At 64.9% G+C, this 24,084-nt stretch carries 20 protein-coding genes and 1 pseudogene; 11 read left to right on the top strand and 10 right to left on the bottom strand.

Features of this window, described 5'->3' with window-relative positions:
- Position 1: 1 nt before the first annotated feature.
- Positions 2 to 565 carry an AhpC/TSA family protein gene (locus H6718_18690; GenBank protein MCB9587435.1) on the bottom strand — a complete coding sequence of 188 codons (564 nt, stop codon included), beginning with the start codon at positions 563 to 565 and terminating at the stop codon, positions 2 to 4.
- Positions 566 to 599: 34 nt separating this feature from the next.
- The gene (gene mutH, locus H6718_18685; GenBank protein MCB9587434.1) at positions 600 to 1,301 is read right to left on the bottom strand and encodes a DNA mismatch repair endonuclease MutH; all 702 of its coding nucleotides are present in this window, start codon (positions 1,299 to 1,301) and stop codon (positions 600 to 602) included.
- Between the two features lie 77 nt (positions 1,302 to 1,378).
- Here mutH and H6718_18680 point away from each other — a divergent pair, with 77 nt between their 5' ends.
- Complete coding sequence (locus tag H6718_18680; GenBank protein ID MCB9587433.1) at positions 1,379 to 2,542, top strand: acyl-CoA dehydrogenase family protein; 1,164 nt, start codon at positions 1,379 to 1,381, stop codon at positions 2,540 to 2,542.
- A gap of 144 nt (positions 2,543 to 2,686) precedes the next feature.
- Complete coding sequence (locus H6718_18675; protein MCB9587432.1) at positions 2,687 to 3,271, top strand: DUF2378 family protein; 585 nt, start codon at positions 2,687 to 2,689, stop codon at positions 3,269 to 3,271.
- Positions 3,272 to 3,307: 36 nt separating this feature from the next.
- Here the strand turns inward: H6718_18675 and H6718_18670 are convergent, their stop codons facing one another.
- A complete protein-coding gene (locus H6718_18670; GenBank protein MCB9587431.1) occupies positions 3,308 to 4,564 on the bottom strand; it encodes a hypothetical protein in 1,257 nt (418 codons plus the stop codon).
- A 773-nt stretch (positions 4,565 to 5,337) separates the two neighbouring features.
- Here H6718_18670 and H6718_18665 point away from each other — a divergent pair.
- Positions 5,338 to 5,709 carry a hypothetical protein gene (locus H6718_18665; protein ID MCB9587430.1) on the top strand — a complete coding sequence of 124 codons (372 nt, stop codon included), beginning with the start codon at positions 5,338 to 5,340 and terminating at the stop codon, positions 5,707 to 5,709.
- Between the two features lie 17 nt (positions 5,710 to 5,726).
- On the opposite strand, the gene H6718_18660 is transcribed toward H6718_18665, so the two are convergent.
- Both H6718_18660 and H6718_18655 read right to left on the bottom strand, forming a co-directional pair.
- Positions 5,727 to 6,812 (bottom strand): hypothetical protein, encoded by a 1,086-nt coding sequence (locus tag H6718_18660; GenBank protein MCB9587429.1) that lies wholly within the window; start codon positions 6,810 to 6,812, stop codon positions 5,727 to 5,729.
- Between the two features lie 185 nt (positions 6,813 to 6,997).
- Complete coding sequence (locus H6718_18655) at positions 6,998 to 8,257, bottom strand: hypothetical protein (GenBank protein MCB9587428.1); 1,260 nt, start codon at positions 8,255 to 8,257, stop codon at positions 6,998 to 7,000.
- A gap of 318 nt (positions 8,258 to 8,575) precedes the next feature.
- Between H6718_18655 and H6718_18650 the strand changes: the two genes are divergently transcribed.
- On the top strand, positions 8,576 to 9,943 hold the full coding sequence (locus tag H6718_18650; protein MCB9587427.1) for a YdcF family protein: 1,368 nt from the start codon (positions 8,576 to 8,578) through the stop codon (positions 9,941 to 9,943).
- A 33-nt stretch (positions 9,944 to 9,976) separates the two neighbouring features.
- On the opposite strand, the gene H6718_18645 is transcribed toward H6718_18650, so the two are convergent.
- The 3 genes from H6718_18645 to H6718_18635 all read right to left on the bottom strand — a co-directional run bounded on the left by H6718_18645 (position 9,977) and on the right by H6718_18635 (position 12,018).
- Entirely contained in the window at positions 9,977 to 10,477 is a 501-nt protein-coding gene (locus H6718_18645) for a nitroreductase family deazaflavin-dependent oxidoreductase (GenBank protein ID MCB9587426.1), read from the bottom strand.
- Between the two features lie 84 nt (positions 10,478 to 10,561).
- Positions 10,562 to 11,482, bottom strand: a complete 921-nt coding sequence (locus H6718_18640; protein ID MCB9587425.1) for a class I SAM-dependent methyltransferase — start codon at positions 11,480 to 11,482, stop codon at positions 10,562 to 10,564.
- Positions 11,483 to 11,652: 170 nt separating this feature from the next.
- On the bottom strand, positions 11,653 to 12,018 hold the full coding sequence (locus tag H6718_18635; protein ID MCB9587424.1) for a glutaredoxin: 366 nt from the start codon (positions 12,016 to 12,018) through the stop codon (positions 11,653 to 11,655).
- Positions 12,019 to 12,176: 158 nt separating this feature from the next.
- On the opposite strand from H6718_18635, the gene H6718_18630 reads away from it, so the two are divergent.
- The 7 genes and pseudogenes from H6718_18630 to H6718_18600 all read left to right on the top strand — a co-directional run bounded on the left by H6718_18630 (position 12,177) and on the right by H6718_18600 (position 22,684).
- On the top strand, positions 12,177 to 13,826 hold the full coding sequence (locus tag H6718_18630; GenBank protein MCB9587423.1) for a L,D-transpeptidase: 1,650 nt from the start codon (positions 12,177 to 12,179) through the stop codon (positions 13,824 to 13,826).
- 82 nt (positions 13,827 to 13,908) lie between these two features.
- The gene (locus tag H6718_18625; protein MCB9587422.1) at positions 13,909 to 14,616 is read left to right on the top strand and encodes an HD domain-containing protein; all 708 of its coding nucleotides are present in this window, start codon (positions 13,909 to 13,911) and stop codon (positions 14,614 to 14,616) included.
- A 373-nt stretch (positions 14,617 to 14,989) separates the two neighbouring features.
- Positions 14,990 to 15,430 (top strand): annotated as a pseudogene (locus H6718_18620) (isoaspartyl peptidase/L-asparaginase).
- 54 nt (positions 15,431 to 15,484) lie between these two features.
- The gene (locus tag H6718_18615; protein ID MCB9587421.1) at positions 15,485 to 16,324 is read left to right on the top strand and encodes an isoaspartyl peptidase/L-asparaginase; all 840 of its coding nucleotides are present in this window, start codon (positions 15,485 to 15,487) and stop codon (positions 16,322 to 16,324) included.
- Positions 16,321 to 17,679: a hypothetical protein gene (locus tag H6718_18610; protein MCB9587420.1), complete on the top strand. Its 1,359-nt coding sequence runs from the start codon at positions 16,321 to 16,323 to the stop codon at positions 17,677 to 17,679. The genes H6718_18615 and H6718_18610 overlap by 4 nt, the downstream gene beginning before the upstream one ends.
- Positions 17,676 to 21,806 (top strand): cation:proton antiporter, encoded by a 4,131-nt coding sequence (locus tag H6718_18605; protein ID MCB9587419.1) that lies wholly within the window; start codon positions 17,676 to 17,678, stop codon positions 21,804 to 21,806. Before H6718_18610 ends, H6718_18605 begins: the two co-directional genes overlap by 4 nt.
- On the top strand, positions 21,803 to 22,684 hold the full coding sequence (locus H6718_18600) for a mechanosensitive ion channel (GenBank protein MCB9587418.1): 882 nt from the start codon (positions 21,803 to 21,805) through the stop codon (positions 22,682 to 22,684). Before H6718_18605 ends, H6718_18600 begins: the two co-directional genes overlap by 4 nt.
- A 7-nt stretch (positions 22,685 to 22,691) precedes the next feature.
- Here the strand turns inward: H6718_18600 and H6718_18595 are convergent, their stop codons facing one another.
- Positions 22,692 to 23,708, bottom strand: a complete 1,017-nt coding sequence (locus H6718_18595; GenBank protein ID MCB9587417.1) for a suppressor of fused domain protein — start codon at positions 23,706 to 23,708, stop codon at positions 22,692 to 22,694.
- Positions 23,701 to 24,063: a cupin domain-containing protein gene (locus tag H6718_18590; GenBank protein MCB9587416.1), complete on the bottom strand. Its 363-nt coding sequence runs from the start codon at positions 24,061 to 24,063 to the stop codon at positions 23,701 to 23,703. Before H6718_18590 ends, H6718_18595 begins: the two co-directional genes overlap by 8 nt.
- Positions 24,064 to 24,084: the final 21 nt, after the last annotated feature.

The raw sequence follows: 24,084 nt of genomic DNA, 5'->3' as shown, positions 1-24,084 counted from the left end.
CTCAGGGTGTGGCTTGAGCAGCTGCGGCCCGCGCCTGGCTGTCGATGAACGCTTCAACTCGCTCAAACGGGATGTGTTCGCCGATCTCTGGGGCGTAGTAGACGTCGCGGATCACTCCACCCGCATCAATCAAGAAATCCGCAGGCAAGCGAGTGACTGTGCCGTCCGGGACGCCTGGTACGAAGCCGGCGCGAGCGGCCTCCATTGCCTTCTTCAGGTTCCGCGGTGCTGCGAAACCGAGCAGCGAGTTGCCCAAGCCATAGCGGGCGTACAATCCCTCTTCAGGGTCGGCGATCAACGGAAACGGCGGAGCCTGCTTGCCGACGTACTCCGCCATCTTCTCAGCGGGCGACTGGAACACGGCCAGCACTTGTAGCCCGCGACTCTGGTAGGCATCGAAGCGCTGAATCATCTGGTGCACACGGAGATTGCACAGCGGACACGCGGCGTAGCGAAAGAAGGCGAGCCACACAGGCTTGCCCCGCAGGACCTTCAGCTCAATCGGTTGATCGTCCCACGTGCTTGCGAAGAACAGTGGCGCGTCTTGACCCGGAGAGAGCTTCATCGCAGGTGCCTACGCTAGCGGCGGCGCAACGGTTTCAGAAATCCTGGCGACCCCGCGATTCGGGCAGGTGGTAGTGGGCACGGAGGATCTCCGCGGTGAAACGCGCACGCAGGTAGAAACCTTTAGGGTTTGCCAGCAGTCGGGCGCCATCTGCGTCGTGAGCCAGACGCCTCACGCCACCATGAGCTGCTTTGGGGCGCACCTGCAAAAACTTTCCGAGGTGCCCGGTGATGGCCTCGATCTCGCCACGCGCGATGTACAAGCACAGCTCTTCCCAGTCATCTCGCAGCGCCGACAGCTGCGCCTCGCTCGGGCTCCACAAGAGCGGCGTCCCGACGACGCGCGCAGCGAGCGGGATGCTGCGAGTACCCTGAACGGGTACCCAGAGTACGCGAGAGAGCTTGCGCACCACGCGGGACCGCTCGAACTCCACATCCCCAATCTCGAGCAGCGGGATGCTGGTCACGAACGTGGACTCACACGGCAGCCCCCGCTGATCCACCGGCAGCGTCTTCAGCTCGACCCCGAGCTCAGGAAAGTCCGCGTCCGCCTTGGAACCCGCGCTCGCGCCGAGCAGCGCCTCCATCAAGCTCCCCACCCAGCCCTTGTGCCGACGCAAATCCGGTGGCGGCTCGACTTCACAACGTGCCGCAAGCTGCGCAAGCGTCTGGCCCGCCAGCGCCTCAGCGCGAGCCGCTAGCTCGCTCTCGGTTTTTGGGGGTGAGGCCCAGCGCACAGGCCCTGCTTCACACGAGGGCCGCGCAAGGGCAAGCGCCCTGTATGCGCCGCTCGGCCGCCGCGTTATGAACACCTATGGACTTCACGCTGAGCGAAGAGACCCGCGCCGTCCGCGATGCTTTCACCCGCTGGGTGAAGGAGGAGCTGATCCCCCTCGAGACGAAAGAACAGCTAGATCCGGACCAGGGGATCCCGACGGAGATCGTCAAGCGGGTGCGCAAGCAAGCGGCGGATCTCGGCTTCTACTCGCACCACATGCCGGAAGAAGTCGGCGGCGGCGGCTTCTCGAACCTGCAGTCATCGGTGCTGCGCGAGGCGTGCGGCAGGAGCGGTAGCTTCCTCGCGAGCTACGCCATCGCTGGACCCGAAGGTCCTTCTCCGATGCACCTGATGTTCAACGCCGAGCAGCGTGAACACTACCTGACCCCGTTGATCGCGGGCGAGACCAGCGCGTGCTTCATGTTGAGCGAGCCTGGAGCAGGCTCCGACGCGCAGCACATCAGTACCCGCGCGGAAAAACGGGGTGACAAGTGGATCCTCAACGGCACCAAGCACTTCATCACCAACGGCAAGCACGCCGACTGGGGCGTCGTGTTCGCCACCAACGATCCGAGCAAGGGTGCGAAGGGCGGCATCAGCGCGTTCATCGTCGAGCCTGGTATGTACCAGGTCGGACGCGCTCACCGGGCGATGGCGGGCTTCGAAGGGCAAACAGAGATCGTCTTCGAGGACGCTGAGGTGCCAGCAAAGAACCTGGTCGGGCAAGAGGGCATGGCGTTCCTCACGGCAATGACCTTCCTCGGCATCGGGCGCTTGCAGATAGCAGCGAACTGCGTCGGGGTTGCGGACTACCTGTTGAGCCTCGGAGTGGACTACGCAGGTCAGCGCCAGGCTTTCGGGCAGCCGATCGGGGCGCGTCAGGGCGTGCAGTGGATGCTCGCGGACAGCGCTACGGAGATCTACGCCGCGCGCAACATGGTCTACCACACGTCGTGGCTCGTTGACGCAGGCGGTCAAGACCCGACGCGGGAACTTTCCATGTGCAAACTCTACGCAACGGAGATGGTCAACCGTGTGTGCGACCGGGTGCTGCAGATCCACGGTGGCATGGGCTGGATGAAAGACTGCCCAACGGAGCGCTATTTCCGCTCACTGCGGGTGCTGCGTATCGTGGAGGGCACCTCGGAGATCCAGCGCATGGTGATCGCGCGCACGCTCCTCGGAAAGACAGCTCGATAGGGCTCGAGCAGGGAGAGCGCAGCTTCTTCGACAGCGCAGCTTCTTCAGGAGGCACGCTGGTCGCCACGCCTATCGCGACGAGCAGCCTCGCTTGGTCGCTGTCTCGAAACGCGACCTGTGGCATCCTTCGAGTCCCCCTCACTCATGACCTTCCACGCTCCGGATTGGGAAGCCCCAATCGACCCTCAGCTGTACATCGAGAAGGCGTCGCCGCTGGCGACTGCCAAAGGGATGTTCTTCGCAATGGTGCAGCGGGAGCTGAAGAAAGCCGGCAAGCTCAACCGAGTCGCGCGGGCCGAACCCACGTATCGCGCTTTCAAAGACTACCCGTACGTCGATCTGCTGAAGCTCGAAGTGGAAGCGTGTCCTGAGCTGTACCCCAATGCCTCGCTCCGTGAAGGCTTGCGGCGTCTAGGGCACTGCGTGTTCCCGATGTTTCTGGAGCAGATGATTGGCCGCGTGCTGTTCGGCGTCGTCGGTCGCGACCCACAGCAACTGTTGCGCTTGGCGGCGAAAGGCTATGCGATTGCGGCGAGCCACGGCACTGGAAAGGCGCTCGAAGTGAACGGCACGTCGGGTATCCTGCGACTCGAGAATGTGTGTAATTTCCCCACGGCATTTCACGTCGGAGTCGTGGAGGGTACGCTCAAGCACCTCGACCTGCGTCGCGAGGTGGAAGTCGAAGAGCACGCGCTGTTTGACGTCGACATCCGCGCCAGCTGGCGCTGAGGAGCCGCGCGCGCTGCACGGCTCCCCGCGGGATGCTCAGTTGGGGAAGGCGTGCTGATACACCGGTGCGAAGGACAACCAACACGCGAAGTCCGAGCGTCTATTGAACAGCCCCTTGTGGAAGGCGAACTCACCCCCCGCCCTGCCCGCGAACGTGGTGATGACTTGACCGTTGTCCGCGCGACGGACCACACCGTTCAACGTCGGGAACTGCTCCATGATGAAGAACACAGCAGTGCCGATAGTCGAGTCGTCGAGGAACGGCGCGTAGGGCACGCTCTGGGAGGCGCTCATGTCGACACTGAGCTCAACGCGGTACTCGCCGTTGTCGGCGATCATCCAGGTCTTCTCTGGCACGCACTGCTTGGCTCGGCCATCGAAGGTCCAGTTCGGATGGAACCAACCTAGCTCTCCACGGCTCGGGCGGAAGCGCACGTTCCGAGGTTGACCGTTTTCGTCCGGAAACGCGATGTCGAAGTAGTCGATGGTGGTCGAGCGATGGTAGGTCTGGAACATCGTCTGCACCCGCTTCTGGGTGTCGCTGAAGACTGCGAAATCCCAACCATCGAGGGAGAGCAGGTAGCGCCCGAAGGAGTTCTCGCGGTAGCCGCGCGCGTTGATCGGGATCAACTGTCCCGTCGCACGCTCGACCATCGTGCCCTGCACATGGGTGCGCGGCCACACGGCGTCGACAGTCCAGTTCTCCCCCGGTAGGAGCCCCACGTCATCGCCCCGTACGGCCGAGAACGCGGCGTCCGGGCCGACTTCCTTCAGCGGGAGGTACTCTTCGAAGTCCGGCGTCACCACCAGATCCCACTCGTAGTCCGCACTGCGCCCCGTTAGCGCCAGCGCCGGATGGGCGCTGGTGGCGCCAGGGGCAGGCTCGATGTTCGCGAAGTGATCGGAGCTGGGATCGCTCACGTACATCACCTTCTCGGTGGTCGAGGCGAAGGTGTTGGCCAAGCCGTAGGTCAAGAACTCGGCGCTGGCGGATTGGCCCGGGCGCATGCCTGCGACGGCGATGTTCCCGCCTGCGGGGACCAAAGCAATGCCGCCTTCACCAGATCCTCGAGGATCTGCGATCACGTAGCCGATGATGCCAACGAAGCTGTCGTCTTCGTTCTGAATCGTGAAGTACTCCCACTCGTAGCTCGCCAAATCGAGGGGATCCGTAGCCTGGTAGTCAGGCCCCAGCACCTCCCAAGGCCCGAGAGGATCTCGCACCTCCGCAGACGCGAGATTCGTGATCAGTCCACAGCTCACCAGGCCCAACAGCACCGCCAGCTTCTTCATCAGCGCCTCCAGTCGAGTGGTCCTATCGCGCACTGCCGCCTACACGTGTGCGCCGCGCGCCTTCGATCTGAAGGCGCGCACGAGGGGTAAGAGTAGAAAGTGCCACGCCTCACTTTAAATGACTAGAGGCAATTGCGTGACGCGCCGAATACCGTGTGCGCGGAATCCGACTCGCACCGTATCGCGTCCGCGTGGAAACGCTTGCTCACATCTAGGTGCGTTCAGCCAAACGCCTATTCGGCGCATGATTCCTTTCGCCTTCCGCCGCATGATGCCTTCCGCCGCTTGAAGCTCGCGCGATCATTGGGACGAAGCGCTTGCAACCGCGTCGAAACACTTACGGTGTGCTCCACTGTCAGAGCGTGGTTCCCATTCCCACACCTAACATTCGCACCGCCAGGCTTCGACCGTTCGCCGTCTCGTGCTTGGTCACCACGGGCGGCGAACTCACGAGGGACCGCGCGGTCCCTGATCCCCGCTTGTCGCCGCCAAGCGGCTCTCTGATACTCGGTACGATGCGACGCGTTTTAGCCGCGCTTGTGCTGATTGCCGTCGGCTGTTCTTCAGGCGGGACTGAGGCGTCTCCGACGACCTGTCAGCGGGATTCAGACTGCGGCGCAAACAGCGTCTGTCGATGCGAAGGCGAGCAACTCCCTGAGTGCGTGACCCTCTTAGAAGTTGGCGAACTCTGTCGAGGGCGACAGAACGACTGTGTGCCAGGCGCATACTGCGACGAAATCAACTCAGGGGAGTTTCGGTGTCGGCCTAGGCCAGTGGCTGGCGAGCCTTGCGATGCCGAAACGCCCTGCGAGGCGTCCCTGCTCTGCCAAGACGTGTGTTCCGTAGGGGCGCTTCAGCAGCATGCGCGCTGCGAACTCGACCTGGAGTGCACCCCGCCGATGTTCTGCAACCTGGACCTCGTTGACTTGCCTCAAGTGGGCACCTGTGATGTGCCCGCCACCCGAGGCGAGGCGTGTGCCGTCACTGCGCGCGAGCGTTCGAGCTGTGAGCCCAACTACTACTGTCACACCGGGCTGTGCGAGCCGGTTCGCGGTGATGGCGAGACCTGCCAGTTCGATACCGAGTGCTGGTCGCAGTGCGAGCACGGCGTCTGCGGCGGCAACTCGAGTTGGCAATGCTTCTGAGCGAATTCACCTCACCGTCAAGGTGGCGCCGGGCAGCGCTGTTTTCCCCACAGCGGCTTCATCAACCGCTCGAACTCCGCGCAGCCACCGCTATCGATCGGGCTCTGAGTGCACTTGAAGGCAGCCTCCGAATACTGGGGGCCGAGAGTGCCCGCGGCGCGAAGCAAGCCTCGGCGCGGGCTGAGGAACTCCTCCACGACGATGCGACGGTAGCTGTTTCCGCGGTCACAGACTGTGCGGTCGGGTCTCCAGCGGGAGCGTCCGAGGTCGCTTGCTGCGAGCCACTGATAGTGGGTGACGTCCAAGATGCTGCGAATATGTGGAGCGACCACGACATGACGTGACTCCGCTTGCGGCTGCATGGGAAATGGCAGCGTCACCGCCACCGCTGGTCGGTAGCGCAGCAGGGAGGGCACCGCCTGCGCGACCCAGAAAGCCTCCGCGAGTTCGCCGCACGGGATATCCCATTTCCACGCGGTACCTCCGTACTCGACCCAGAGTACCTCACCTGTCCCGAGAGAGGCCGCAATGAACGCACTCGGGTGCCTGCTCTCGTCGTGTCCCACGAAGTAGCCGCGCGTCGGAACCATCGGCAGACTCACGTCCGCGTTCGATCCGGGCAAGTCCCACCTAGGAGCTCGGGCGTCATCCATGCAGGCGTACCACTCGGAGAACTGGTCCTCGCGATCGGCTTCGGCCGCATGCGCAGCGCACTTTGCTTCGTTCCCCTCCTGACATGAATCGAGGGATGGCATCCCCACGAAGTTGTCGACACTCAAGAACAAGGCCATCCGGCGCAACCAGCGCTGTACCGAGACGCCGCACTGAACCCAGGAGCCGCACGACCTCATCGGTGAACTCTCGATCGCCGTGCGGTTGGGCTGCGAAGTCCTTGGGAACTTCACCTCAGCGCCCTGCTCCGCGACCAGCTTCCCCAAGGAACTAGCCTGAAGAATCGTTTCGCGCAGATCAGCATCTAGCTCCAACTTGCCTTCGAGCGACTCCAGGTGGCGGCAACACCCGTGCACCTTGCATTCCTCCAGCAGCAAATCGACGTCTTCACTCGCGAGGGCTGCCGCGGAGTACTCCACGTTGAAGCACATGGCACTCTCCCCCCAATCCCGGTCCCTGGTCGCGACAACGGAGCTTCCGGAGACGGTGAGATCGCCCGCTTCTGGTGCCCGAACAACTGCTGGCTGGTCTACTCGCATCGGGGCACTGCTGCAGGCCAGTGCTGCTACGCCGACGAGCGTCGTTCGGAGTCGCGCGCAGCGGGTCACCATTTTCCTCACGGCAATTTTCGGCATACCTGCTTACCCCACAGCGGCTTCATCAGCCGCTCGAACTCCGCACAGCCATCGCTGCCGACTTTGCTCGCGGTGCACTTGAGGGCAGCGAGTGAGTACTGGGCGCCGAGCTTGCCGGCTTGGGTCAAGCTCTCACGCCGCGGCCTGAGCAGGGCTTCCACACGCAGCTTGCGGTAGGCCGTGGTTGCTTCGCAGGCGCCGCGACCCTGCACCCACCGCGTCTGCCCGACAGCGCTTGAAGCGAGCCACTGATACGGGATCTCGTCCATTACTGGGCCTCGCCTGGGTGAAGCTGGATAGCTGCGATGGGCGATGGGCAACATCGGTTCCGGCAACGCGACGCTGCGCGCAGCGCGCCGGGGGGACAGCGCGCCGACGACGTGGCTCACCCACAACGCCTCATCGATTTCCTCACAACCGACCTCCCATTTCCACACGGTTCCATCGCGATCCACCCGCAAGGCCTGCTTCGTGCCGAACAGCGCCGTACTGAAAGCGCCCGGATTGGCGAGCTCATGCGCCAAGAGGTAGCCCTGCTGCGGGCGCTTCGGCGCTCCCAGCTCAGCCTCGGTTCCCAGCTCCTCCACATTGAAGGTCAGCGGGCGCGCCCCGTCGATGCACTGGTACCAAGCGCTGAAACGGTCTGCTTCGGGCAGCTTCGCGGCGGCTTCGGCGCACGCTTCGTCAGTTGGCGTTGCGCAGCTCTCCGATAGCGCTGGGTGTGTGAGCGCGACGCTCAGGCGGCTCCGCCAGCTGCGCACGAAGTAGCCACAGGCGGACCAGCTACCACAGGAGTGGATTGGGGTGCTCTCCTCGGTGCTCCGACTCTCGAGGCGCGTCGCGGGAAACACGACGTCGAACTTCGCGCGCCCCCGTGCATGCAGGTGCATCGCTCTACCCATGGAGCTCGCTTGGAGTAGCGCTCGGCGCCAATCGGCGTCGGCGAGAGGCGTGCCCTGCAGGCCACGCAAGTGGTTGCAGCAACCCATCGCCTCGCACTCGGACTGCATGAGTTCGCTGCTTTCACTCGCAAGCGCGTCTGGAGAGTACTTCGCGTTGAAGCACATCGCGTCTTCGCCTAGTCCACGCGGCTGTGTCAGCTCCTCGGGCTCGACACTCGCGGATGCGGTCGGCGGAGGCTTAGGCGCATCGACCAGCGCCGCGGGCTCTGGCGGCTTGGAGGCGCTACAGCTCAACATCGGGCTCACGACGAGCACGCCCAACGCGGATCGTATCCTCACGGTAACCTCGGACAGCGCTGGGGACCCCACCACGGCTTCATCAGGCGCTCGAACTCGGCGCTGGCGCCAGTGGCAAGCTCGCGGTTCGCGCCGCGCTCGGTGGCTTGAGCCAGCGCAGAGGTCACTCGACCTACGAACCGCAGATCGGCTCTGGCGGGTAGCAAGGCGAGGAGCAATAAGCCGCATTGTGCAGAACAAGTCATTCGGGAGCGCGCTGAGACACGCCGTATGGCGCCAGGTTCCAGAACTGATTGAACTGAACTTCAAAGTCCGCGGCGCTTGTATCTTTTCAGCGCTGCTTCCGGCAGGATCCAGCCCATGAAGGCGCTTTCCCTCACCGCCTGTGCGCTGCTGATCGCCACGTGGACAGCATGCAGCAGCGACCCCAAACACACCGGCAGCGTGGGCTCCGGTGGGACGTCAGGCGCCGGAGGCAACACCGACGCCGGGACTGACGCTCCAGCGGACGCCAACTCAGACGCGCCCGATCTGAGCGCCTTGGATCCCGCCAAGTGCCCGACCTACACCGCCCAGGATCCGCACGGTTTCGTGCCCAGCTACGCGCTGCGAAGCTCGAGCTCGCTGCTCCAGGACAAGGCTTTCTACCTCTTCACAGCCATCGAGGCAGAGCCGGCTCGCGTAAGCGCCCTTCAGAATGACAGCAGCCTGGCGAGCCTAGCCAGCGCGCGCGCCACCGCCATGACCGACAGCCTCACGAGCTGCACCGACGCGGCCTGCTGGGGTTTGGCCTTCAAGTGGTCAGACGCCGACTTGCAGGTTGCCTCCATGGCGCTTCAAGCGCTCGCGAGCGACGCCAGCATCGCAGCACTCATCACAAGCGACCTGCGCCCCAGCGGCACGTCGATCTTGCAGGCGACGGGGAGCGACGCAGAGCTCTTCGTGGGCGCCTGGCAGAAGGAAGCTGCCAACCTGAACAAGGCCTGGGACGACTACGCTCCGTCGCTCCCCACGGAAACGTTGAAGCCTCTGCTAGAGAGCGCCGCCGGGAGTGCCTCTTCGGAGCCCTTCTACGCGCCGCTCTTGCGCCTGCTGCCGAAGTTGCTGGAAGCGAACGATCGCCCCGAGCCCACCCGCTACGAGCCCCTGGCCGACGGCGAGAACTCCGCGGCGATCGCCAACATCCCGAACATCGACTTCAGCAAGTACCCCTTCACGCTGATCGTCGTCCCTGGACAAGGCCCAACGGATCTCGACACGCCCCTCGACCCTCGGGGCGCCGTCCGCGCCGATCAAGCCGCCGCGCGCTACGCTGCAGGGCTGGCACCGCTGATCGCGCTCTCCGGCGGCCATGTGCACCCGGATCGCACGCCCTACTCAGAAGCCATCGAGATGAAGCACTACCTGATGCAGCGATACTCCCTGCCGGAGAACGTGCTCATCGTCGATCCTCACGCGCGCCACACGACGACGAACCTGCGGAACGTAGCCCGCCAGATGTTTCGCTACGGGATCCCCACGGATAGACCCTCGCTGATCACCACGGATCTATTTCAGACGGCCTACATCGCCGGCGCAGGCCCCGACGAGATCTACGGCAAGCGTTGCCTCGCGGAGCTTGGCTTCCTGCCCTACCAGGGTCTCACGAACCTCGACACCCTGGATAACTGCTGGCTCCCCAGCGCCGAGAGCACCCAGCAAGACGCGAGCGATCTATTAGACCCGTAGCTCCAGCCGCGCAGCGCTAGGACGGGTTGGGGGTTAGGTCCGCCGCAGCCGCCACACCCCAATGTCCCGACTGGTCCGGGTGACATACACGGCGTACTGGGGCACGGCGTCCACGAGCTTCGGCCAGACGCGCGCCTTCTCCTCGTCACTCACACGCTCCGCCTTGGCTCGGAAAACCTCACCGTTCAGGTTTACCTCGCAGTTGGGGTTCGCCTGGAGGTTGTAGGACCAAGCTGGGTGGTTCTGCTGACCAAAGTTGCTGGCCACCGTGTACACGTCGGCCTTCGCTTCGGAAGAAGCCTCGGGATCATGGATGAAGGCGACCTGAACGCTGCGCTGCTTCCCTGACTTTCGGCCGGTGGTGGTGAGCACGATCATCGGAATCACCTGAGGCCCGACCGTAGTCAGCTTGCCACCGCTCAACTTGTAGAGCACCGGGTCCAGGCGCGCGACGACGGTGCGGGCGAAGGCGCGTCCCGGCGTGGTCATGGAAAACCACCGCATGAAATCGATATAGCGCTGACGAACTGACATGCTTTCTCTCCCGGCGGCAACGGCGCGCCTCTCCCCCAAAAAGCCAACAGAACGCTCCGTTCCCTTACGGAAACACGTGAGACGCTAGTTGCTCTGCCCGCCGTCTGCTTGGCCACGCTTGAACGCGACGAAGTGACCCGCGGTAGGCAGGATGTCTTCCAGCGGATAGCTGGCGAACGACTTATCGAGCTTCACCTGGGCTAGCAGCTCCTCCGCGTTGGTCGGCTGCCGCGGACGGTCGATCTCGATGTTGAAGCCCGCCTCCTCGATCAGCTTGCGATAGTCCACATGGCGCAAGCGGTTCTGGTAGTGGTCGGGCGGGTTGAAGCGCTTCCAGACGCGCTCGCTGTGCGCGAGGAAGCTGTAGTCGTTCAGCTTGCCGTCCCCGTGGCTGTAGTGGTCGCTGTAGTCGATCACTTGACTGAGCACGCCGTCGACCCGCAGCAGGCGGTAGCACTCCTTGAGGATCTTCGCGATGTCCGCCCGCGGGATGTGCTCCAACGTGTTGGTCGTGATGACCATGTCGATGGAACCGTCGGCCATGTCGACATCCCGCGCGTCACCCGGCGCGATGTAGTCGATCCCGTACACCTCACGCAGTTCCCTGAGGAAATGACGATGGGAGAGCTTTCGGGGCGGCTCACGCTCGAAGCCAGGCAGTGGGTTTGCCTTGAGCGTCGAGATGACGTGGTTGATCAGCTCGGGCTTGAGCAGCGGGTCGATATCGATCACGGTCTGGCGGTCGACGCCGCAGCACCAAGTGATGAGGTTTCCGAATAGGTCGCGACCGGCGCCAAACTCCAGCTGATGGCCCTTCGGGAACTCGGGGAACGCGCCCTTGAGCACCCGCGGATGCAGCATGTAGGAGTTCGCGACGTCACTCAGCGGCGTGAGCTTGCGAGGCAGCCCCTTCGTCAAGCGGCGCTGCGCGAAGTAGTGCAACTCCGCGCCCATCGGCACGTAGTTGAATCCCCAGAAGAACGCCGCTTTCAGCCGCCAGTCCATGCCTTGCACCTTCACTCGCTCACGTCGCCGAGCGGAGACACGGCGCGCTAGCTTCGGGCTATATGCGCCGCGTCAGGCAGGGTCAAGGCAGTTCGGGTCAGAGCCGCGAGAGCGCCGGCGTCACCGTCGCCCTGAAGGCAACAACGGAACCTCGCGTGGAAGACCGGACGCTAGTCCAACATCTTCGCGAGGTCGCCGCTCTCCTCCAGCTTCTTCAGATCCTCGAAGCCACCGACCAGCGTGCCCTTGATAAATACCATGGGGAAAGTCGGCCAGCCCGTCCACATCTTGAGTGCGTTCCGGCGCCTCCACTCCTTGAGGTAGCTGCCGTACTCCATGTAGTGAAAGTTCACGCCCTTGCTCTTGAGCAGCGCGCGCGCTTTGCGGGGGAAGGGGTTTTGGGCCATGCCCACCACCACCAGGCGATGCTTGGCGATCGCCGCCTTCACCTCTTCGACGATGTCGTGGTGGTTGGTCGCGATCTTCTCGCGGATGCCGGGGTGGATCTTGTCCTCTTCCAGGATTTCTCGCTGCATGGGTCGGGACCTAGTGCGCGGGGCAGGAAGCCGCAATGGGTTCGCCCAAGCCTTTGTTGGGCGTTGTTGGGCTCGGAAGCCAACAAAACGACGTGTTCCCCGGCGACTAGGGCCGCTTGCGGTTTGCGCGGAGCAGGGGCCGGATCTAGCGTGGGTGGATGGGACGCCCGGGACGGAATGTGCACTGGCTGCTGGGGCTGTTGGCCCTCGCCTGTGCCGATCCACCGGCTAGTGCGCCCGTCGAGGTCGCATCAGTTGAAGCCCCGACACCGCCACCAAGCGCCGAGGCAACCGCGGCGGAGCCAGGTGCTGGTGGCGCCGCGGGTGAAGCCGACGCGCCTGCCACCGCTTCCGACGCAGACGTGGATCCCCTAACCACGCCGCGACCTGCGCTCCCGACGGACGGTCACCACGTTTACCCGAAGACCCGCTTCGTTTGGATCCGTCCTCAACCAAACCCGGAGGGCTGGGTTGGCTATCTCTGGCTTGGGGGCAACGCGAAGTTGAAGTCCACGGAGCCCGTGGTTGGCCCCGGTTGCCCAGGACCCGAGAACAACAGCCTCTGGTACGCCATCGAACCGTTCGGCTACGTGTGCGTGGACGGCAAGGATGCGACGCTCGATCCGAAAGATCCCGAGCTCGTTCGCACGCTACCCTACGCGCCCCGCCTCGATAGCCCGTGGCCGCACCAGTACGGCGAGAGCCGCGGACTACAGAAGTACAAGCAGCTGCCGAATCGGACGGAGCAGCGTGGCCGAGAGTGGGACCTACCAGATCACGAAGCCGCCGTTAAACAAGCCCTCGCAAGCCCGGAGAAAGCCGCCGAGTTCGACGAGAAGCTCAAGGGCGTCGACCTCAGCATTCCCACACGGGAACCCATCGAGCTCGGTAGCTACCCCGCGACGCTGAACGAGCCGCGCAAGCGCTTGTTCCCCCTCTCCACGGTGGCTTGGTCCACCGAGGTGAACCACGACGGCACGCCTTTCCTGCTGACCGCGGATTTCATGTGGGCGCCGAAGTTTCGCGTCGCCCCCTACCCCAAGGTCACCTTCAAGGGCCTGGAGGTCGGCAAGGACATCGAACTCGACGCGGACGGCAAGCTGCGCATAGCGTTTTTCCGCGGGGAAGATCGGCCGCAATACAAGCAGGGCCCCGAGGGCTTCGTTCAGCAGTCCGGCACCTTCAAGCGGCTCTCCTGGGTCAAGCTGACAGGCAAGCGCGCCGAGGCGGACGGCGTCACCTACCTGGAGACCGTGGAGAGCGGGATCTGGGTCAAGCAAAAGGAAGCGGTCGTCCCCGAGTTTCGCGAGGAAACGCCCTGGGGCGCCGCCATGGGACAGCCGGACACCACCGGGCAAGCTCCCAAGGGGCGCGCCACCTGGATGGAAGCCAACGTGTGGAAAGGCTGGGTCGTCGCCTACGAGGGCACGCGCATCGTTTACGTAACGCTTATTTCCCCGGGGAGAGGCGGCACGCCAGCGCCTGGCATTCCAGCGATCGACACCGCAGCCACCCCCACGGGGAGCTTCAAGATCACGGGCAAGTTCGCCACCGCCACCATGGCGGCCCCTCAGGAGTTCATCCACTCCGAGGTGCCCTGGACGCAGAACTTCAGCGGTCCTCACGCAATCCACGGCGCCTACTGGCACGACAACTGGGGCGAGCGCATGAGCGCCGGCTGCGTGAACCTCTCGCCCCGTGACGGGCGCTGGATGTTCTACTGGACGGAGCCGCAGATCCCTGACGGCTGGCACGGCGTGCGCTGGCGCCCGTCGGAGGATCCAGCGACGCTGTTCATCGTGCGCTAGCGAATTCGTCACGTCGGACATAGCTCGACAGACCGCGCTGGATCACCTTGCTCGGCGCTGGCGCCTTGCCTACGACGGAGCCATGCAGCGCCCCGATCGAACCGAAGTCGAAGCCCTCATAGCGAGCGATCCGCTGCTCTGCGCAGTCCGAGCAGAAGTCGAGGCGCGTGCTGACGGTGACACAGCGCACGACATCGATCACCTGCTGCGAGTGGCGGTTTGGACCCTGCGCTGCGGTCCGGAGCTCGACCCGCGGAGCGTCATCGCAGCGGCGCTGCTCCACGACATCGTCAACGTCCCAAAGAACTCTCCCGATCGCTCTCGGGCGAGCGAGCTCTGCGCTGTCGAGGCGGAGCGTCTACTCACGGAGCTTTCCGCGCGGGATTTGGGGGAGAGGCTCCCCCCCACGGCGCTTCGAGACATCCACGACGCCATTCGCGACCACAGCTTCAGTCGCGGCGCGACACCGCGAGGTGCGCTCGGCCGTGCACTTCAAGACGCCGACCGGTTGGAGGCAGTGGGTGCCATCGGAATCATGCGTTGTCTCGGCACCGGTCCCCGCATTGGTGCACGGTATTTTGACCCCCAAGATCCTTTCGCAGACCACCGCGATCTCGAAGACACGCGTTTCAGCGTGGATCACTTCTTCACTAAGCTACTCGGCCTTTCGCGCACCCTGTTGACGCCCGTCGGTCGCGCAGAAGCCGCGCGACGAAGCCAGATATTGAAGCAGTTCATTGAAGCCCTCGCAGGCGAGCTCGAGCGCCCCTGCAATCGCTCGCTCGAATGACTCTGCCCGAGCGACCTGCTGCGAATAGCCACATCAGCTAGTGAGGCGATTCTGAGATTCGCCCGACGCAACACTAGAGAAGCGCGGTTCGAAGCGCTGGTTCCTGCGCGATCGAGCGGGCTTCATGATAGATCTACACCAGGCCTCCACTGCCGGTGCTTGGTCTCGCCTCATGACTCACGCCGACCGTTTGCTAGGGATTTACCCGGAGGCTCAGCTGCAGCCATCCCGGTGGATCACCCATGCCCGTCGGTGGTTCGTGGGCGCGCTACTCCTGAGCTGCGTCGGCTGCCGGATCCGAGACGACGTTCCCCCGGCCCCGAGCGTGTCCGCCAGCGTTGCTCCCTCCGCCCCACCAGCGCCCTCGGTGGTCATGGCAGCAGACGCATCGAGCGATGTCGGCGTCGAAATCCCAGACGCAGAGCCGCCGCCCGAGGGCTCGGAAGCGCTGGCGTTCGCGGGGCTCGGAACCACGACCGAGGCGGACGCAACGCTCCGCGACGCTATCCGTGCGGCACTGGCATCGCTGTCCACCGACGAGAACGCAGGCTCAGCGGCGGTCGCTGGGGTGGTCATCCTGGAGGATGACTCGAAGCTCAACGCCGGCACCGGCGTCAACCTGCGCATCGATGGTCGCACCGCCGAAGCCGATGCAGCGGTCATGGTGCTCGACACCGATGGCGTCAGCCACTTCGCGGCCGTCGCCGCAGTGGAAGGCGTGAAGAACCCGGTGCTCGTCGCCGAAAAGCTCCTGGGAGCGCCGACCCCCGTGCTCGCAGGGTTCTGGGCGCGAGATTTCGCCGCTCGCGTCGGCATCACGACCGAGCCGGTGGCTCAGGAAGCGCAGCGCGAATCTTACCGCACGGCAATGCTTGACGCACTAGCGGACGCCGGCGCACCCTGGAACCAGCTGCCGTGGGCCACCTACGTAGACCCTGCGCTCCGCGATGGAGGCCTGCCCCAACCCGACGCTGGTACGCCAGACGCAGCCGGAGCCGCAGACGCGGGAGCCGCAGACGCCAGGCCCTCTGATGCCGCCACGGAAGCGAGCAACCAGGCGGCGGACGCAGCCCCTGCCCCGTCGGCTACCGCAGCGCCCTCGAGCACCCCACCCGTCGGCACAACCGCAACTGCAGCGCCCAAGCCTACTGCAGCGCCCAAGCCTACTGCAGCGCCCAAGCCTACTGCAGCGCCCAAGCCTACTGCAGCGCCCAAGCCTACTGCGGCGCCCAAGCCTACTGCAGCGCCCAAGCCCACTGCAGCGCCCAAGCCCACTGCAGCGCCGTCAGCCTCCCCCACGCCGAACCCGGCGCCTTCGGATACGGTGGCCGTGCTGATTCGCGACGCCAATGATCGCTTCGCCGTGGCCGCCAGCTCCGGGGGTCCGCCGCTCTCGCTGCCTGGACGCATCGGCGATGTCCCCGTGTATGGGGCTGGGATCTTCGTCGGTCCCCATGGCGCGGTGGCAATCACCGGTCGCGGGGAGCTGATCGTCGAGCTAGGCCTCGCCCGCAAGGTGTATGAACGCCTCGCCCTAACTCATTCCGCACGGATATCCGCAACCTGGGGGCTCAAGCTGGTTCCCAAGGACGAGCAAATCGGTATCGCGGTGCTAGGCAAGCGGGACGCGTACGTCGCAAGAAGCGCAGCATTGGCCTGGCTCGGCTGGCGCGACGGCAAGTGGAAGGCACCGGAGGCCTCACCATGAGCTTGGCAGTCCTCTTGGTCCTGATCGTGGTGTTCTCCTTCGTGGTTGGACACCTGCTGCAGCGCTTCACCTCGCGCTTCGCGACGCTGTCTGCCGTCGAGTACATGGTGGTCGGTGTCGCGATCGGCCCCGCACTCGGCTGGTCCCTGCTCACCCGTGAAGCTCTGACGCACTTGCAGCCGTTCTTCAGCCTGCTACTTGGGCTGCTTGGTTTCGTACTTGGAATCCGCGCGGATAAAACGCTGCGCTCCAAGGGTTTCGGCCCCGCGGCGTTCTTCGCGTCGATCGCCGTCCTGGTTGGATTCACGCTGATGATCCTTCCGGTGCTCGACTGGCTCGTCCCCCAAGTCGGCACCGAGAGCGACTTCGTGATCGACAAGAGCGTGCTGCGCTACAGCGGTCGGGCGCTCGCGGTTCACGTCGAGTCCAACTCGCTCTGGCTCGCGCTGGGGCTTGCTGCTTGCGCCGTCGTGAGTTCGGTACAGGCGGTGCGCACGCTGCGCGGAAACCGCCCAGGGCGCGTGGGCGACTTCCTTCAAGCGTGCGCCCGCGCCAGTCAGATCACCGGCATCGTGGTCCTCGGCCTGGTGCTGGCCGCCACTCGCGCCACGAGCCAAGCCAACCGCTTCTCGATGACGGTGGTCGAGTGGAGCGTCGCTGCCGGGTGTCTCGGCATCATCTGTGGCTTGCTCTTCACGCTGTTCATTGGCAGGGAAAACGAGCCAAGCCGGATCTTCCTCGCCGCCGTGGGTCTAGTGATCTTCGCGTCGGGCGTTGGCTCCGCGCTCGGTATCTCGCCGCTGTTCGTCAACTTGCTCGCAGGCGTCGTCGTCGCGAACACATCGGACCACGCGGATGGCGTCCGGGAGCAGCTAGATAGGCTCCAGCACCCGCTCTTCGTCTTGGTGCTGATCTTCGCGGGTGCGCTCTGGCAGCCGGTGTCGGGTGCGTTGTGGGTCTTGCCTATCGCCTACGCGATCGGTCGCTGGTTGCTCCGGCGGCTCTTCACCCGGGTTGCCGCGCGGAGCGTGCTCGAACCGAAGCTCGAGACGTTGCGCCTGGGCAACGGCCTGATCAGCCACGGCAGCCTGGCGGTCGCGATTGCGCTCAATCTGGCTCAGCGCTTCCCAGAGTGGGCAGCCGTGGTGCTGAACACGGTGTTGATTGGCACGCTCGTCAGCGACCTATTCAGCCGCCGCGCGCTCACCGCGCTGCTGACTGACGCTGGAGAGCTAGTGGTCGGTCTCGCGCCGAGCAACGCGCCCCCACCGCCTGAAGGAGAAGTCGATGGGGCACCGCCGAGTGCTCAGGACACTGGGCAGCGGCCAACCTCCCACGAGGAGGAAGCCGGATGAGGCGCGCGCTCGTACTGTTCGTGCTGCTCGGGCTAATGCTCGGGCTGAAGGCGCTCAAGACGGATCCACCGGGCGTCAGCGATCCGCTCACCCTGGCGGCGATTGGTTTCGTCGTATTGGCCGCCTTCACGATGGCGGAAATCGGCTCCGCGCTCTCGTTTCCCCGCGTAACCGGTTACATCATCGGTGGCGCGCTGCTCGGTCCTTACGTGTCGAACATCCTCTCCGCGCGAGTCGTGGAGGACATGACGATGTTCAACAACCTGGCGCTGGGCTTGATCGCGCTGAGCGCCGGTTTGGAGCTCGACGCCAGGCAGATAGGCAGGATCTGGAAGACCCTCGCCGCGACGATCGTGGTCAAGGTACTGCTCGGCGTGGTGCTGGTCGGCGGGACGCTGTACGCAGCTCAGCGCTGGCTCGGCTTGCTTCAAATAGACAGCGGCAAGCCACTCGTGGCGCTCGCCCTCATCATGGGCACCCTCTCGATCGGGACCTCGCCGGCAATCGCGCTGGCTATCATCAACGAGAACCGAGCGAAGGGCCGGCTCTCGGACATCGTCCTCGGCGCCGCGGTATTGAAGGACCTGGTCGTCGTCGTCAGCCTGGCGGTGGCCATGGGTGTCGCGAAGGGACTGCTCTCCCCTGAGGCAGCCAGCGATTCCAAGGTGCTGCTGCATATCGCCGAGGAGCTAGGCATCGGCGCGGTGCTGGGACTGGCGCTGATCCTCTACATCCGGTTTATCCGCGCGGAGATGCTGCTCTTCGTCGCCGGCATGATCGTCGTGGTCGCCGAGGTGCTCAAGCAACTACACCTCGATCTGCTGCTGGTGTTCATCGCCGCGGGCTTCGTCGTCCGTAACTTCTCCCGCTATGAGCACGACCTCTTGGAGGCCGTGGAGATGGTGGCGCTGCCCGTCTTCATCGTGTTTTTCACGATTGCTGGTGCGCGCATCGACCTCTTGGTTACCTACAAGGTCTTCCCCTTGGCGCTCGCGCTGTGCGCTGCGCGCGCGGTGACCTACATCATCGCGGCGCGCTTGGGCGGCGCCATCGGCGGCGAGAGCGACACCGTACGCAGTCAGGCATGGCTCGCCTACCTCCCTCAAGCCGGCGTTACGTTGGGTCTTACGGGAGTCGCAGCGAACGCGCTCCCTGAAATCGCAACCAGTGTGCGCGGCACGGGCATGGCCGTCGTCGCGGTGAACCTGCTGCTCGGTCCCATCACCCTCAAGCGCGCGCTCAAAGCCGCGGGTGAAGTCGGAGCCACACCGGGGGCCACCGCGGAGCTCCCCGCGACCGGAACTCTGGCAGAGACGGCGTTGCTGCCCGCTGGGGAAGCGCGCGAGCGACTCCGCGAGGCGCTCAACGCGATTGGTGCTGAAGCGCTGGCGATCCCCGCGACGCATCTCTACTCCCAGCTCGAGAGCTTGGGCCGCCACTTCCGCGAGACAACGCTCGCGGAGTGGGCCGAACAACAGCTGGCGCGTTCTACCGCCAAGCTGGCGGACCAGGACCACGAGGCTCAAGACGAGGAAGCGCTATTTCCCGCTGATCGCAAGGCGGAGCTCTTGGGCGCGCTCTTCGCGGAGTTCCGCAACACGTTGCGAGATCTCCCCGAGATGGTCGATGCCGCTCTGTCGCGCCAGCACGTCCAGCTAAAGAAGGAAGACCCCTGGCTGCTCAAGTTGCGGCGGGTGCGCAAGCGCGTGGCCGTCAAACTGCGCTTGGTCACGAACTCCAGGCGCGTCCCGCTCCAGGCCGCCGCCCGTGTGGCCCTGGAGGCCCGCCTTGGGACCTTCGTCGCAGAGCAACTCGCGGCCTGGTCCCGCTGCGAGCTCGGCATCCTGGCCGAGATCGAGGCAGTATCCGCAGGGAAGCAAGACACCGAGGGCGCCCACCGAGAGATCGAGTTCCGCATCCAGATGGCTCGCCAGAGCTTCGACTCGGAGCTCCACTCGGCGCTGGTCGAGGGTGTTGAGCAACTGGCGGATATGCTGCGCAAAGCCGGCGGCCCAGAGCTACCGGCCGCGAAGATCCGCGTGTCCGCGGTGGACGGCCCGGTCAAAGAGGCGCTGCGGGTCCTCGAGCGCGATCCTGCAGACTGGGGGCGCCTAGCCAAGCTGTGTGAGGCGGAGGTGGAGCTCGCGCGGCGTGTCCAGCACCTGCGGAAGGTCTACGAGACGTCGCTTCAGGATTCGGTGATCGATCCGGCAACTGTTTCCCTGGGCGGCGTCGAACAGGTCCTGGCCGCGGTCGAGCGGCGCCTGACCGAAGTGCGCCGCCGCACCGAGGAGGTCGACTTCGGCGACGCAGAGCGGCAGAAGCTCGCCGTGGCCGCCCGCGAGGCCTTCGACGACGACGAGCAAGCGGAGCTCGAAGCCTGCGCCGCACGCTTTCGCGCGTCCGCGTCGATGCACACTGTAGCGCTCGAGCTCCGCGCGGAAATAGACAAGCTTCCGACCGAACTCGAGATCCCGCGCACTCGCTTCGACCCGAATCGGCCGTACTCGCCCAGCGACTCACGAGGTCGCCGCTTCGCGCTCCAGCGAGAGACGCGCTCCACCCTGCTCCAAGATCTGCTGCCGAGCTCTGACGCGAATCTGCGTGAGGTCGCGGCTACGGTGGTCGACACGGCCGCTCGCCTGCGCGAGGCGCGGGAAATCGCGCTCGCGGTCTTGGAAACGGAAGAGGCCGAGAGCCAACACGCAACCCTCGAGCAATTGGATCGCGCCCTCCAGCGCCTGGAGGGGCAGCGTAAGGCCCTCGAGCGGGACATCACGTCCGCACGCGATGGCCTCGAAGCGCTCGCAGAAAAGAGCTTCAACCGCCTGCTCGAGCGCTCGGGGATGACCACCGCGAGCGTCGAGTCCCAAGCGGGCAAGCTGCTCCTCGATCGCCTGCAGCAGGTAATTGCGCCGGCGAAGCGCAAGCTCCTCGAGTGGAAGGAGCGCGCTCTAGAGGTCTATCGCGAGGCGCTCGGGAGCCAGCTCGGGCGCGATGTCCGTGCGCGCTATCAGGATGAGAACTTCGATGCGGCGGCGATCAAGGACTACGCCTCACGCTGGCGTCCGGCGGAGCACCTGCCCCACGAGTACCAGCGCCTGTTCTCCACCGCACCGACGACGGAGCATCGACTCTTCACCGCTTACCGCGCGGAATTACAAGAGGCCCTGAAGCAGGAGAGCGAGTGGCTCGAAGGCTCGCCGGGCAACCTGCTCCTCGTCGGCGAACACGGTTCCGGACGCACTTCGCTCTTGAACCTGCTCGAGCTCGAGCTGCACGCCCCCCGCATCATCCGACCGGAGCCGCTCGAGTGGCGCCGCGCCGTGGGGATCTTCGGTGCGCTGGCGATCGAGCTTGGTGTGAAGCCGAGCATGGGCCCCCTCGGGGCGGCGCTGGCGCGCGAGCGCAGCACCGTGCTGATCGACGACCTCGAGCAGTGGTTCAAGGCAGACGCGGAGGGTCTCAGACAGCTGGATAGGTTCCTCGACTTCGTCGTTCGGACTCGCTCCCACACGAACTGGGTGATGTCCATCGAACGCGGCGCGCTGACGGTCCTTCAGGAGCTCGTGCCCATCCCGCAAGTCGTACGCCGGATCATCCAGCTGAAGCCCCTGAGCGGGAAGGAACTCGACGAGGCGATCCTGCGTCGCCACGCGTTGAGCGGCCGAGAGGTGGTCTACCCAACAACGTTCGCCACGCGCTGGATCGCCCGTGTGCAACGCACCAACGAGCAAGAGGTGTACTTCGGCATGTTGGCCCGCGCTAGCGGCGGCAACATCGGTCGGGCGGTGGCGCAGTGGGCCCACGGTTGTGAGGTGACGCCCAGCGGTAGCGTCAAGCCATCCATCGACCTCGGCTTGAGTCTTGGCCTGCCGTTCATCCAGCGCATGGAGCCTACGGAAATCGCCACCCTGGTTCAGGTCATGCGCTTTGGGCCTCAGGATGAGGCCGAGCTCGCCCGCGCGCTCACCTTGAACCGCTCCGAGATGGCGCGCCACGTTCATTACCTCACGGCAGCGGGCCTGCTCGAGCCGCTGAGCCACCCCACCTCACCGTTGGGGATCCCGCAGTCGGTCCGCCCAGCTGTCATGCAGGCGCTCGAACAACTCGGAGCTCGTTCATGAGGCGCGTTCAGACGCAGCTTCTGTGGTCAGGCGTGCTGTTCGCCAGCCTCCTCCTCGCTGGGTGCTCAGGCAGCGGCACCGGTGACACCGCGACGCTGGAGCTCGGCGACGCCATCGTGCGCGAGGTTGGAGAGCTACGTGGCCTGCTCGGCCTGAATAGTCTGATCTTCAGCGGCATTGGCCTCGCCCTGGTGTGGGTGACGTTGCGCGGGATCCGCCGCGCGGTGCATGTCGTGTGGCGTCTCGGCCTCGACAGCTCACGCCGCCTAGAGACGACCGCCACAGCGATACGCGTGGCCCTCGTCGCGCTGGTCGTGCTGTTCGTGCTGCGCCGGATCGCGAGCCTCGCGCCCGTCCTGCTCACCTTCACGCTGCTCGCTGCCGTCTTGCTGCTGGGCGCTGCATACGCCCGTCAGCTGCCAAGTGTGCTGGTTGGCCTCAGCCTGCTGCTGCGGCGCCGCCTGCGCCACGGCGACCGCATCCACATCGCAAACCACAGCGGCACCGTGCGAGAAGTCGGCCTGGCGCAGCTCCACCTACGTCGCGGCGACGGCGCAACGCTGTTCGTGCCCAATCGGCTGCTGATGGAAGAGGTGCTGACGGTCGAGCACGCCAAGAACAGCGAGCCGGTGCGCGTGCGCATCCCTTCCGCTGCACCCCAGCACCGGGATCAGCTGGAGCTCGCACGGCGCGTCGCGTTGCTCTCGCCCTACCGCGTGCCCGGCTCACCCGTCGAGCTAATCGAAGACGACGTCGAGAATCGCCGCTACTGCATCGAAATCCACACCTGGTCTGTCCGTGCGGCAACGGAAGCGCGGGAGCACCTGGAGCAGACGCTGGACAGCGCGCTAGCCGCCCAGGCCCGCGCCCGGGAGTGAAAGCTGCTCAGCCGATCACCTTCACGACGTGTGTGCGGGTGGCGTCGTAGATATCGACGGGGATGACTCGGACAACGAGCCCGCCCGGCAGCGAATAGTCGCCGCGCTTGACGGGGATCGCCATTAGCGCCTCTCGATCGGGGGGTGAGAGCACGAGTCCCTGGGGGTCGTCGGGATGCGGCTCTGGGAGCAACCCCGCTTCACCCTCCGGCCACGTGAGCAAGAGTCCGCGACCGTGCCCCAGCCTGTTCCGCATGGCTCGCTGCAGATTGTCTAACGCAGATGCTGCGACTCCCAACACTGAGGGCGGACCGGGCTCGAAGCTGCCATGAGTCATCATCAACACGCCTTGAGATGAACCGTCTTTCTCGACTCCAGCTTCCACGGCAGCCCGAAACGCAGGCTGCTCGAGCCATGAGGTTCTGTGTTCATCCGTGACCAAGGCTGGATTGCGCGGTCGCGCCAGCTCCAGGAGCTTGTCCGCATCCCACTCGCGGGCGGCGTCGTACTCATCCTGAGTCAACCCGACCAATTGCAGAAACTCTACGTCACCGTTTGGAGTCGAGATCGGTGGTAGCTGCGGATCTTCGGCAAAGACAGCGGCGACAAGTGCGGTGTCCGTTCCGTCGTGAATTGGTCCATTCGCCGGGACGCTGTGTCCCACAGCAAAGACATTTCCCGTACGAAAAACATAACGCGCGACGTTCTGCAGCAAGTTGAAGACCCACATCGGCGGCTCGTCGCTCGCGTCGACGACGCGCATCGTCATCTCGAACCCAAAGCCGCTGTACTCCGGATCTTCGCTCTCCTTCTGCCACAGTTCCGTGTAGCCGTAGGTGACGAAGTGCCAATGTGGAGTACCGCCGAAGCCGCTCCGGTAGGCGCTGATCCCATGCAACGGGTCGCTCCCGCCGAGCATTGGCGGAAGCATGGGGGCCATGTGACGCGGCTCTTGCTCTCCATAGATTGGCTTCAGCGCAGCATCGATAGCGGCCCAGCCGGGAGACTCGTCCGCGTCACTCATCTCGGTGCACCGTGGACGGCGCAAACGCTGGCAGGCACACGGCGATGTACTCTGCGCCCTCGTCGCCGGGTGTCGAGTAGCGGATCCACTCCCCAGCCGGTGTGTGAACGGCTTGACCGGCGTTCACATCCAGCGCGCCGCCCTCGAACTCGACTCGCAAGCAGCCCTTGATCACGACCGTAAACTCGTCGAACTCGGGTCGCTGCCCTGGCTCTACCCAGCCGCCAGGGGAGCGCATGTGCGCGACGCTCAAGCGTGACTCGCCGCTGTTCACGTGCCCGATGTATTCGTCGATGAGCTTGGGCTTGTTCCCGGCGGCTTCAATCCGTGTCGGCTTCTCAATCAGCTTCGGCATGCTACAGAGCATCCCCTCGGG

This window comes from Polyangiaceae bacterium, assembly GCA_020633205.1.
Taxonomy (GTDB): Bacteria; Myxococcota_A; Polyangia; order Polyangiales; family Polyangiaceae; genus JAHBVY01.
Note: the sequence above shows the minus strand (reverse complement) of the source record. Positions and strands in the feature narration are given on the sequence as shown.

Excerpts from the sequence above, each read along its gene's own strand:
- H6718_18610 (MCB9587420.1), top strand. The coding sequence starts at position 16,321 with ATGAGCTTGGCAGTCCTCTTGGTCCTGATCGTGGTGTTCTCCTTCGTG.
- H6718_18680 (MCB9587433.1), top strand. The coding sequence starts at position 1,379 with ATGGACTTCACGCTGAGCGAAGAGACCCGCGCCGTCCGCGATGCTTTC.
- H6718_18600 (MCB9587418.1), top strand. The coding sequence starts at position 21,803 with ATGAGGCGCGTTCAGACGCAGCTTCTGTGGTCAGGCGTGCTGTTCGCC.
- H6718_18640 (MCB9587425.1), bottom strand. The coding sequence starts at position 11,482 with ATGGACTGGCGGCTGAAAGCGGCGTTCTTCTGGGGATTCAACTACGTG.
- H6718_18690 (MCB9587435.1), bottom strand. The coding sequence starts at position 565 with ATGAAGCTCTCTCCGGGTCAAGACGCGCCACTGTTCTTCGCAAGCACG.
- H6718_18630 (MCB9587423.1), top strand. The coding sequence starts at position 12,177 with ATGGGACGCCCGGGACGGAATGTGCACTGGCTGCTGGGGCTGTTGGCC.
- H6718_18650 (MCB9587427.1), top strand. The coding sequence starts at position 8,576 with ATGAAGGCGCTTTCCCTCACCGCCTGTGCGCTGCTGATCGCCACGTGG.
- H6718_18635 (MCB9587424.1), bottom strand. The coding sequence starts at position 12,018 with ATGCAGCGAGAAATCCTGGAAGAGGACAAGATCCACCCCGGCATCCGC.
- H6718_18605 (MCB9587419.1), top strand. The coding sequence starts at position 17,676 with ATGAGGCGCGCGCTCGTACTGTTCGTGCTGCTCGGGCTAATGCTCGGG.
- H6718_18625 (MCB9587422.1), top strand. The coding sequence starts at position 13,909 with ATGCAGCGCCCCGATCGAACCGAAGTCGAAGCCCTCATAGCGAGCGAT.
- H6718_18675 (MCB9587432.1), top strand. The coding sequence starts at position 2,687 with ATGACCTTCCACGCTCCGGATTGGGAAGCCCCAATCGACCCTCAGCTG.
- H6718_18590 (MCB9587416.1), bottom strand. The coding sequence starts at position 24,063 with ATGCCGAAGCTGATTGAGAAGCCGACACGGATTGAAGCCGCCGGGAAC.
- H6718_18595 (MCB9587417.1), bottom strand. The coding sequence starts at position 23,708 with ATGAGTGACGCGGACGAGTCTCCCGGCTGGGCCGCTATCGATGCTGCG.
- H6718_18670 (MCB9587431.1), bottom strand. The coding sequence starts at position 4,564 with ATGAAGAAGCTGGCGGTGCTGTTGGGCCTGGTGAGCTGTGGACTGATC.
- H6718_18660 (MCB9587429.1), bottom strand. The coding sequence starts at position 6,812 with ATGTGCTTCAACGTGGAGTACTCCGCGGCAGCCCTCGCGAGTGAAGAC.
- H6718_18615 (MCB9587421.1), top strand. The coding sequence starts at position 15,485 with ATGCTTGACGCACTAGCGGACGCCGGCGCACCCTGGAACCAGCTGCCG.
- H6718_18645 (MCB9587426.1), bottom strand. The coding sequence starts at position 10,477 with ATGTCAGTTCGTCAGCGCTATATCGATTTCATGCGGTGGTTTTCCATG.